The sequence below is a fragment of the Bradyrhizobium sp. 142 genome, from assembly GCF_023074015.1.
Classification (GTDB): Bacteria; Pseudomonadota; Alphaproteobacteria; order Rhizobiales; family Xanthobacteraceae; genus Bradyrhizobium.
Genome location: NZ_JADPKQ010000187.1, coordinates 1 through 9,444, shown reverse-complemented (window position 1 = coordinate 9,444; position 9,444 = coordinate 1). Strand labels below are relative to the sequence as shown.

7 protein-coding genes and 2 pseudogenes are annotated in these 9,444 nt (G+C 59.9%); 6 read left to right on the top strand and 3 right to left on the bottom strand.

Annotation, left to right across the window (positions count from 1 at the left end; genetic code table 11):
* Positions 1 to 142: pseudogene (locus IVA82_RS17115) on the top strand (IS701 family transposase); the annotation flags it as partial.
* Positions 143 to 434: 292 nt separating this feature from the next.
* Here IVA82_RS17115 and IVA82_RS17110 read toward each other — a convergent pair.
* From IVA82_RS17110 to IVA82_RS17100, 3 genes are all read right to left on the bottom strand, one after another.
* Entirely contained in the window at positions 435 to 1,520 is a 1,086-nt protein-coding gene (locus IVA82_RS17110; protein ID WP_247391131.1) for a transporter, read from the bottom strand.
* Positions 1,521 to 1,704: 184 nt separating this feature from the next.
* Positions 1,705 to 2,157: a helix-turn-helix domain-containing protein gene (locus IVA82_RS17105; RefSeq protein ID WP_247391129.1), complete on the bottom strand. Its 453-nt coding sequence runs from the start codon at positions 2,155 to 2,157 to the stop codon at positions 1,705 to 1,707.
* A 114-nt stretch (positions 2,158 to 2,271) separates the two neighbouring features.
* Positions 2,272 to 2,949 (bottom strand): response regulator, encoded by a 678-nt coding sequence (locus IVA82_RS17100; protein ID WP_247391127.1) that lies wholly within the window; start codon positions 2,947 to 2,949, stop codon positions 2,272 to 2,274.
* A gap of 738 nt (positions 2,950 to 3,687) precedes the next feature.
* Between IVA82_RS17100 and IVA82_RS17095 the strand changes: the two genes are divergently transcribed.
* The 5 genes and pseudogenes from IVA82_RS17095 (at position 3,688) to IVA82_RS17075 (ending at position 8,775) form a co-directional block, all read left to right on the top strand.
* Complete coding sequence (locus tag IVA82_RS17095; RefSeq protein ID WP_247391126.1) at positions 3,688 to 4,362, top strand: hypothetical protein; 675 nt, start codon at positions 3,688 to 3,690, stop codon at positions 4,360 to 4,362.
* 8 nt (positions 4,363 to 4,370) lie between these two features.
* Positions 4,371 to 4,871: pseudogene (locus IVA82_RS17090) on the top strand (DUF1214 domain-containing protein); the annotation flags it as partial.
* Positions 4,872 to 5,050: 179 nt separating this feature from the next.
* Positions 5,051 to 5,266: a hypothetical protein gene (locus IVA82_RS17085; RefSeq protein WP_247391124.1), complete on the top strand. Its 216-nt coding sequence runs from the start codon at positions 5,051 to 5,053 to the stop codon at positions 5,264 to 5,266.
* 1,070 nt (positions 5,267 to 6,336) lie between these two features.
* Complete coding sequence (locus IVA82_RS17080) at positions 6,337 to 6,777, top strand: response regulator (protein WP_247391121.1); 441 nt, start codon at positions 6,337 to 6,339, stop codon at positions 6,775 to 6,777.
* Positions 6,778 to 6,966: 189 nt separating this feature from the next.
* Positions 6,967 to 8,775 carry a HAMP domain-containing sensor histidine kinase gene (locus tag IVA82_RS17075; RefSeq protein WP_247391119.1) on the top strand — a complete coding sequence of 603 codons (1,809 nt, stop codon included), beginning with the start codon at positions 6,967 to 6,969 and terminating at the stop codon, positions 8,773 to 8,775.
* Positions 8,776 to 9,444 lie beyond the last annotated feature (669 nt).

Genomic DNA, 9,444 nt, shown 5'->3' with positions numbered 1-9,444 from the left:
GAGCAGATCCTGGCATGGCTGGCACCGTCATGTGTCCTTGGTGATGCTCGCCTTCGCCATGATGGCCGCGATCCAACATCGCGCTAATCCGCCACCGCCCAAAAAAACGAAACGTCGCCCCCCGGCAAAAGCCAAAGCATAACCACGCCGCCACTGATCCGTTGGTCAATCCAGGAAATCCGCCGCATTGCCATCAGACTTGCTCGAAAGCGTATTCAACCCGCACGCATCATCGCATGGTCTTTCTGGCGCAGAGCTCATCAGGCTGCCGCTCAACGCGCTCATGTCAAATCAAAAAGACAACTGTAATGCTAAGACCGACGTTCACTGGATTGCCTCCCGGAGAAGTTAAGTTGAATTAGCCGCGAACCCATAAATCTGCCGGGCTTCCGACATCCGAGCAGACGTGAAACGGAGATCGGTGTAGGACTGGGCTAATACTTCCTGACGACGGGTTTTGTCGTCGGAGGCGGAGCGGGTGCGGGCGGCGAGATGGCGAAGGTGACCCAGGCATTCCAGCCACTGGGACGATTCTCTGCGGCAAACTCTCCGTAAGCCTTTAAATTGAGATAGCCCTGCATGTCGCCGACCGGAAAAAGGAACCCGATCTGCGGACCGACGCCGACCACCTGGGACTGGAAGCAGCCGACGCGGTCGCCTGAACCGCTGTCGCAGCCAAGCCCCTTGTAGACATAGCCCACGAGGCCAACCATGACCTGCTTCGACAGGAATTGCGATGCGCCCCAGTCGAAGTGCATGTCGACGCCGTTCTGATATTGCGTTGCGGTATTCTTGAAATTGTAGGTGAAGCCGAGCACGCCGGAGAATTCGTGGCCGGTCTGCGGATTGAAATAGGTGTAGCCGCCGCCGGCATCGATCGCGCCGTGTCCGATACCCAGATTCGACAGGCGGTCGGATTGGTACGCTCCAACAGGTATGTCCCCGGTAATGTAGGTCATGTAGTTGTGGACGCCGGCATTCCAACGCAAGGCGAATTGCGGCACCAGATCCCCAAAGCCCCATGTCGTGTCGCTGATAGTGTCGGACCGCGCGAAGGGAACGTTGCCGAACGGCGTCGCGAGCACGCCGGACAAGGTCCCCGCCAGGCTGGTGCCGACGACGCCATAGGCTGCCACGAGGGACACCGACGCCTGGCCGCCGAGCACCGGCGTTTCAAATACATAGGTCGGGATCACAAAGCCAAGGTTGCCGGTGGCGTTGACACTCAAATTCAGATTTGCGTTTACGGTAAGGTTGGCCGGAACCCTGCCGAGGGTGATTTCACGCGCACGCGCGACGTCGGCGCCGGCGGATACGGAGGTGTGGTAGTAGACCGTCGCCAGCGACCATCCCGGTTGCTGCGGCGTGGCTGCGAGGCTGCCGAAGAATCCCGGTACCCAGAAGCTGACGCCGCCCTCGTCGGCGTAGGCTGCACCGGACAAGGACACCAGCAAAGCTACGCCGATGCCGCAGCGCGTGAACCATCGGCCGGGATTTTGTTCGGATGCTCGGTACGTCATCTGCCTGCCCCGTGACTGGAGATTAGTCGCCAAATCTAGAATAGCATCGATCGAACGACTCGCCCTCAGCCCTCACCATGCAAGAACGGCTTGAATCGGGAATCTGCCGTGACTGTTACGATAAAGCCACTAACTGTCGCGGACTATTCACGTTACAGGGCATTGCGGGAGACCTCGCACGGGCTCAGGCCACAAAGTGAGGACTGTCGAGCCTGGTCGATCCGCTGACCACTGGGGGTCTGTCCGGAGATGTGCGGTGCAACGTATGCGAAGGGCTTTCGCCGAATGTCTTGCGGTACTCGACTGAAAAGCGGCCAAGCTCCACGAAACCGAAGCACGTCGCAATTTCGGTGACGGTTGCTGACTTGCAATCCGCTGACAAAAGGGCGCTTCTCGCGTGGGACAGCCGCAACATCCGCAGTTGCCGGCACGGTGGAGCCCCGTGGGATCTATGAAACGCCTTTCGAAGCGCTCGCTCGCTGACCGCAAGGGCACGACACAGGGCCGAGATATGAAGCGGCGCATCCAGATCAGCCAGCACCAGCGCCTCGGCCTGCTCGATAAGATCGCAGCAGGGCATGTCCGGTTGCTTGGCAGGCCTTTCCGGCAAGGCCGCGATCCATCGATGGATTGTCATCGAAAGCCCCCATCTCACGCACGACAAAACTGGCTCGTCTGGAGGCAGCACAGCACACGGCGCTACGGGTTGATATTGCCCTTTGGGGCAGGCGGGGTTGCGCGACTGCGTGCGTTAGCCACGCACAAGGCGGCTCGTCGATATCTGGCCTTGAATCGTGGCGCCGGGCCAGGGCGTCGTCGTCAACAATCCTGCGCGCTCCGCGATGGAGACCGCTTCCGCAAAGGAGTGAACCTGCAGCTTCTCCATCACTATGTGCCGGTGAGCCTTGACCGTGCGTTCCGACGTACCAAGCAGATGCGCGATCTGCTTATTCAATTTTCCCCGGATCATCAGGGAGAAAACCTGGCTTTCCCGAGGAGTCAGCGTCGTGATAAGCGATCTAAAGGAGTTGAGCTGATCCCGGCTCTCGCGCATCCCGGCGTAACGCCCCAGCGCCCGTTCGATCGCTTCCAGCAGCGTTTTCCTGGATACGGGTTTGGCGAGAAAATCTTCCGCACCGGCTTTGATGGCGCGCACGCTCGTGGGAATATCGCCATAGCCGGTCATGAAGATAATCGGCCAGTCATGGGACAATCTTGCAAGCTCCTCCTGCAACTGCAGTCCGCCGAAGGATGGCATCTGGAGGTCGAGCAGTACGCAGCCCGGTCTGGCATCTGCGATGATTCGCAGGAACAGAGGCGCGGATTCATAGTCCGCAACCTCATAGCCCGCGATTTTCAAGAGGCGCGAAATCGCGCTGCGGAACGATGCGTCGTCGTCCACGATATGAATTACAGGGGCGCCGGTCATTTCGTCTCTCGCCTGCGTCAGGGGCCGCCGGCCAATCGAAAAGCTCTCAGTAAAAATGCTTCGTAGCTGGGGTGCGTCTAACAGCATTCGCTGTAGACGTACTCCGCAGACACCGCAAAATTTTCGGTGGGCGAGCTTAGCTTCGGCGGGCCGCAGCGGTCAACGTGGCACTTTGCCGGCGGCATCAAATATGCATTTTGTGCCAACGCAACCGTGCGATGACACCTTTCGCTGCAGGTCGGGGCTGGCTAGAGATAAGCGGCATGGGTGCTGACCCAGACAAGAATCGACGCGAGAGGCCCGATAACGCCCGGATTTGCGGCAAATTGCCGTGGCTGTCGGAATTGAGATCACCGCCGGAAAGACTGTCGCACCACCGATTGCGTTGGTGCGCGCGATCATTCCAGACGTGGCAACGTGCCCCTGACCGAACTCGCCTGTAATGCGCGATCGCTCATGGTCAATGCTGCGCATCAGAGCCATAACGAAACAATAAGCGCGGCAGGGATCCATCATTCGCCGACGCGGGACGTCCATTTCCGAGACGCTTGTCTGCGAGCTATGCAAAATCGGCGCGGCGACGGTCGCTTCTTTTCTTTTGCGCTCCCGATATTTTTCCGCCTGTTGGTTTTTGCATAGGCGTTGCCGCGAAGCCTTTTCATAGTCGCCGATGAGCGTGACCTGCCGAGTAGCTAGTTCGAGAAATGGTCACCCGAATTTCCAGCAGGAGAGGCAGACATGAAGTATGCGAAATTAGTTCAGATCACAGGACTGTTCGTCGTAACGGTGATGCTAGGCGGGGGCGCTGCTTTTGCTCAGACGACTGGGGTGGCGTCATCATCCCTAAAGACGATCGGAACGCCTTCCGCAGGCGCCAAGCCTGAGATCGTGCCTTCGCTGTTCGTGCTCAACTCCCGCGGCGTGACGCTGCAGGGCGATACGCTTACCCTCACCGGCGTGACGCCGAGCTCGATCATATTCGCCGATCGCCCGGTGCGGGCCGCGGGCCACCAGCCTACGGCCGACGTCATCGCGGAGTGGGGATCCGGCGACGACAGCTTTGCCAAGAATCCGCCGAACGCCACCGTGTCCGTTCTCGGCAAGGACGGCGCGGTGAAGGACGCCGTTGTGGTGCTGAATAATCCAAAGCTCGAGGGCGACAAGCTGACCTTCAATGTGCAGATTCTCGAAGGCGATCTTGCGGGCGCGGATGGAGCGACCGCAGTCTTTATCGACATCATCGGCCGGCCCTTTACGCCGATGTCATTCGCTGGCGTCGCACGCCGTTCGGCATTCCGCGGCGTCATGTACGCCGGCGCTGCGGGCGCGGCGGCATATGGAGCGGCTGCATACGCGGCGCCTTATTACGGGCGTCCGGCCTGCGGCTACTATCCCTATCCGCCTTGCTACTGAGATCCGCGACGCTGGCGCGGGTTGCGAACGGCTGGTCGATGAACACCGATACCATGGGCGTTTACGGCAACTACTACCTCAAGCGGGCAATCGTGGCTCAGATAGGACTCGGGGCGAATCTGCCTGAAGACGCCGTTTATCCCTTCAACCTCGGCGACGAATCCGGCAGACAACTGGATGGAGCCAACAAGTTCACCATCACGTTCGCAAAGGACGCGGCCCCGCCGGTCAACGCCTTCTGGTCCACCCTGTACGATCCGGATGGCTTCCAGGTCGGCAACGTGCTGAACCGCTTTGCGGTGAGCAGCTGGATGCCATTCAAGTACAACGGCGACGGCTCGCTTGATCTCTATTTCCAGAACGAAAGCCCCGGCAAGGACAAGGAAGCCAACTGGCTTCCCGCGCCAAAGGGAGGCTTCAACCTGACCATGCGCCTCTACAGTCCTCGGTCGGATGCGTTGACCGGAAAATGGAATCCACCGCCGATCGTGAAGACGCCGCGCCGGTAACGGTCGGCTTGTCGGCACAGTGAAGTTCACGGAAAGCGCCGGTGCTTCGAGAAGCGCCGGCGCTTCGAGACGCGAGCAATGATCTCAACCGGTTGGTTCGACCGGCCGAAGCTCATGCCGGAGGATACAAAGAAGCTACGAATGCGCGGTTCTACAGGCATGCCAGGAGGGACAGGACCATGAAAATCACTCACATGATCATTGCCGCAAGAGGAACAAAGCCCGCGTTCGAGCTCATTGAAGACGAAACCCTCCATGTTGAGAAGAAGCGTGGCCTCGCGCAGATTATGCAGGAGGAACTCGAAGCCACTTTTGACCGCCTGCTTCGAGACTTCATGCAGCGAAGCCCCAGGCAGTGCCAGATAAGGGACCGAGACGAGCAGATCAGGCGATAAGAACGGTTCGGTCGAAACTTGATTTTCAGAACTGGCCGGGTTGAGCCGGCGAACCGGGCCAATCTGATCGCAGGTTGTTCGGGTTATTCCGATCGAACAAGTCTTGCCTCAAAACAAAGCCGCGCCTGGGAGTTTCCATTGATGATGGGATTCTCCGAACATCCGGGGTCCGCATAATTTTCGTATGAGCGGACTTCGCGATAACAATCGTCGGGAATGCCAAGTAACAAGATACGGCTAGTAGCATTATTCCCTTCTTCATCGGGAAGCTCCTCAAGGACATCGTGCCATTTCAGGTGATCCGATAGTTGGGGGCGCGGGTTTGTGGCTAGGGGACGCGCCCGACTACCAGGCGCATCCCAAGCGAAGTCTCAAAGGTGCGTAGCGGAAACCACCGCCGGTGAGCTGGCTCGGCCCTGCAACAAATCAGTAGCACGGTCGATAAGGATAGTATCCGCAACGATAAGCTCCGTAGGCTCCGGCGGCTCCCACTGCAGCCGCTCCGACACCCACCGCCACCCCGCGGCGCACGGCGGCTCCACGGTAGACGCCACCGCGATAGACACCGCCGTGGTAACCGCCGACGCGACCAACTCCAACGCCTCGTCGATATGCGAAGGCGTCGGTTGAGATCGTCGCGACACACACGATGCCGACGATAGCGGATGCGGCGAGCGAGACAATGATTCGGCTCGACATGACTAATCCTTTCTCGGGCTAGTAACCACGTTGAACCTAGGGAAAGCCTGGCGGGCCGACTATGCAAAATCGATCATGGGCGGCCGATTCGTCGTCGGACTGACGTCCGGTTTCGTCCTAAACGGCGGCCAAGTGAGCGGAGGCTGGCGAGGGGGCCGGGCCGAGACGTCTCCGGGAACACCTCGCGCATTTCGGCTTCCGTGCGGTAACAGCCGGCGACAGCGCCGCCTCGGCTGCCGGCCTACGCTCCTCGACTCCGACGCAGGGAAAAATCGGCGCTAGGTTGGATTTTGCATAGCGGTGTGCGGGCCACTGCGGGAGTGTAAGCAAGCGGGTCGCCAGAATCGATCGGCGCGCGCCAGGGCAAGGAAATGCACTCAGTCGCAGCGTCCATCACCGCAGACCGCCACCATTCACTTGCCGCCGGCGGGCTTTCCTTCATTCGCACGGCCAATCACATGCGAACCATTGCCATCGTCGAAGATGACCCAGGCATGCTGAAAAGCCTCACGCGGTTGTTGGCGACGCACGGATTCCACGTCCTGACGTTCACCTCCGCGGAATCCTTTCTTGCGAAAGCCGCTGGATGTCGGGCGGAGTGCCTTCTCGTCGACATTCATCTCGGGGGCATCTCGGGCATCGAGATGAAGCGGCGGCTGACGTCGTCCGGCAGCGACTTTCCGGTCATCTTCATGACGGCAATCGACAGCAAGACCAGCCGCCGGGAAGCTTTCGAAGCGGGGTGCGTCGCCTACCTGAGGAAACCATTCATGTCGAAACTCCTCATCGACGCAATCGAGAGCCTTCCCTGACCTAAACTACAGATATTGGCGCGACGGGACCAAAACAATCCTATTTCGTCGCGCCACCACAAATTGACCCGGATCAAATGATAATCCCCTGCGGGTCCTAAATTCGGATAACGTCGAGTATCCGACAGTGCCAAGACGCCGCCCACGTGCTGCTGAACGTCCCTCCCTCGTTGACGGCTGCGAGAAAGCATGAGAGTTCGGGTACTCCTCAGTGCGGCTATTCTGCTCCTCGCCATGACCGGAGTGGCGTGGTCCGAGCCCAAGCGCGTCCTGCTCCTGTATTCCTTTGGCTCGGAATTTTCGCCCTGGAACGAGCACGCAAGGATTCTCCGCGAAGAACTCCGTCGGCAATCAAGGGAGCCTGTCGACTTCTTCGAAGCCTCGCTCGCGACGGCGCGTTACGGCGGTGATGACGAGGGGCCGTTTGTTGACTATTTGCGGGCTCTCTTTGCCAAGCGCCGGCTCGATCTGGTAATCACCATCGGTGCTCCGGCGGTAGACTTTTTCCAGCGCTACAGACAGCAGCTCTTTCCTGCCAGTCCCGCCTTGTACACGGGCCTGGACCAGCAACGAATTCCGCCGCTGACCGCGAACGAAGCCGTGGTCGCCGTCGCGAATGACCCGGCCGGGGCAGTCGCGCACATCCTGCGGGTCCTCCCGCAGACGACCACCATAGCCGTTGTGGTCGGCAACTCGCCGACTGAGAAGTACTGGCTGGAGCGCATGCGCGCCGAGTTCCAGCCGCTGGAAGGACACGTGACCTTCATGTGGTTCAACGAATTGTCCTTCGAGGAGATGCTGAAGCGCGCCTCCCGGCTTCCACCCCACTCCGCCATCTTTTTTGCACTGCTGGTGGTCGATGCAGCAGGGGCGACGCACGAAGAGGAGAAGGCATTCTCCGCGCTGCACACGGTGGCCAATGCGCCCATGTTTGCAGCCTTCGATGTGTTTTTCGGGCAGGGAATCGTTGGCGGACCGCTGACAATTATCGGAGATCTAAGCCGACAATCCGCCAGCGCCGCCGTCCGCATTCTGAACGGAGAGACGCCCGGCATAATCAATGCCTCTGCAACCGGACCGGCACCGCCCAGATACGATTGGAGGGAATTGGAGCGGTGGAATGTCAGCGAAAATCGGTTGCTGCCCGGGAGCACGATCTATTACCGCACTCCGAGCCTTTGGCAACAATATCGCATTCCGGTCACAGCCGGCCTGGCCGCGCTGCTGCTTCAGACCGCGATCATCTTCTGGCTAGTTGTCGAGCACCGGCGTGGGAATCGCGCTGAAACCGAAGCCGACACCCGCCGCCGCGAAGTTTCTCGCCTCAACCGGGTGACGACCGCCAGCGTGCTGTCGTCGTCGATCGCTCACGAACTAACTCAGCCCTTGGGAGCAATTCTGAGCAACACGGAAGCAGCGCAGATGCTACTCAAGGCCGCCCCTCCGGACCTCGTCCAGATCGACGAGATCCTTCTCGATATCATCCGGGACGAGCAGCGTGCGGGCGAGATCATCCTGGGGCTGGGAAAGCTTCTGAACAACCGAAGAGAGGGCGATCTGGAAGCGTTGGATATCAATGAATCGGTTCCGGATCTGATCAAGATTATCACGCCCGAGGTCGTCAAGCGCGAGATCACGTTGCAGACCGTGCTCACGCCGGAGAGGCTGCCTGTGCTCGCCGACCCGATCCACATGCATCAAGTGATCATCAACCTTGTCATGAACGGGATGGACGCCATGCAGGACGAGCCGCGACCGCGCAATTTGACCATCAGTACTCTTCGCAAAGCCAATTTCGCCGAGGTAAGAGTGTCGGATTCCGGGACGGGCATCGCCAACCTGACGACCATCTTCGATGCGTTCGTTACCACGAAGCCACAAGGGACAGGATTGGGGTTGCCGATCGCACGCACCATCATCGAAAGCTACGGAGGTGTTATTTGGGCCGAGAATCGCCAACGAGGCGCGGTGTTGTGCTTCACGGTGCCGTTAGCCTAGAAATCGGTCATCCGCTGGATTGAGTACGGTGAATCGTTTTGTCCGTCATTCGTTCCGGCTGCTAACACATGACTGGGATTCGCAATCGTGAGAACTCAAGGTTTGGAGTGAAAAGCGTCCACCCAGCTCTTCCTTTCCGTTCGTGCGCGTTCGGCAAGTGCCGGACCGGGCTCTCGTGAACCGAGCCGCGCAGCGTCTCGGCCGTCCGGCTTCGATCCCTCGCGCAGAATAATGTGTCGCTCGCCGGAGGCACTCGCTCGCGGGCCCCGCCGTCATTGCATGCCGGCGTCGCTATCACTGTCCCGCGCTCGGGTGCCTTCTTAACCGGTCTCGCAACTGTACTCGGTCCCGGGTCCCGCCGCTGCGCGTCGGCGCTATGCTGACCCTCCTGCGGGTGCCTCTTTCTCTGCCGGGCACGGCTAGTCTGTCCGTAGCGGGTGAAGATGTCGTACTTTTGTAGCTCGTGATCTGTCGCCTTCGTTGTGGAGGTGGAGCGGAGCCGGAAGGCGTGGACGGTTCCGCCGAGATGGTCATGCCACGGATACTGCCGCCGGGTTAGCCCTCCTTGTCGGTTTCTTTGTTCGACTTGAAGCCCGTTTCTCCGCCCCGACCCGCGCTATCTCGACGGCGGCGCGCGCAGGAGCGGTCAAGGACGCGCGCTTGCGCGCC

Excerpts from the sequence above, each read along its gene's own strand:
- IVA82_RS17100 (WP_247391127.1), bottom strand. The coding sequence starts at position 2,949 with ATGACCGGCGCCCCTGTAATTCATATCGTGGACGACGACGCATCGTTC.
- IVA82_RS17080 (WP_247391121.1), top strand. The coding sequence starts at position 6,337 with ATGCACTCAGTCGCAGCGTCCATCACCGCAGACCGCCACCATTCACTT.
- IVA82_RS17075 (WP_247391119.1), top strand. The coding sequence starts at position 6,967 with ATGAGAGTTCGGGTACTCCTCAGTGCGGCTATTCTGCTCCTCGCCATG.
- IVA82_RS17105 (WP_247391129.1), bottom strand. The coding sequence starts at position 2,157 with ATGACAATCCATCGATGGATCGCGGCCTTGCCGGAAAGGCCTGCCAAG.
- IVA82_RS17110 (WP_247391131.1), bottom strand. The coding sequence starts at position 1,520 with ATGACGTACCGAGCATCCGAACAAAATCCCGGCCGATGGTTCACGCGC.
- IVA82_RS17095 (WP_247391126.1), top strand. The coding sequence starts at position 3,688 with ATGAAGTATGCGAAATTAGTTCAGATCACAGGACTGTTCGTCGTAACG.
- IVA82_RS17085 (WP_247391124.1), top strand. The coding sequence starts at position 5,051 with ATGAAAATCACTCACATGATCATTGCCGCAAGAGGAACAAAGCCCGCG.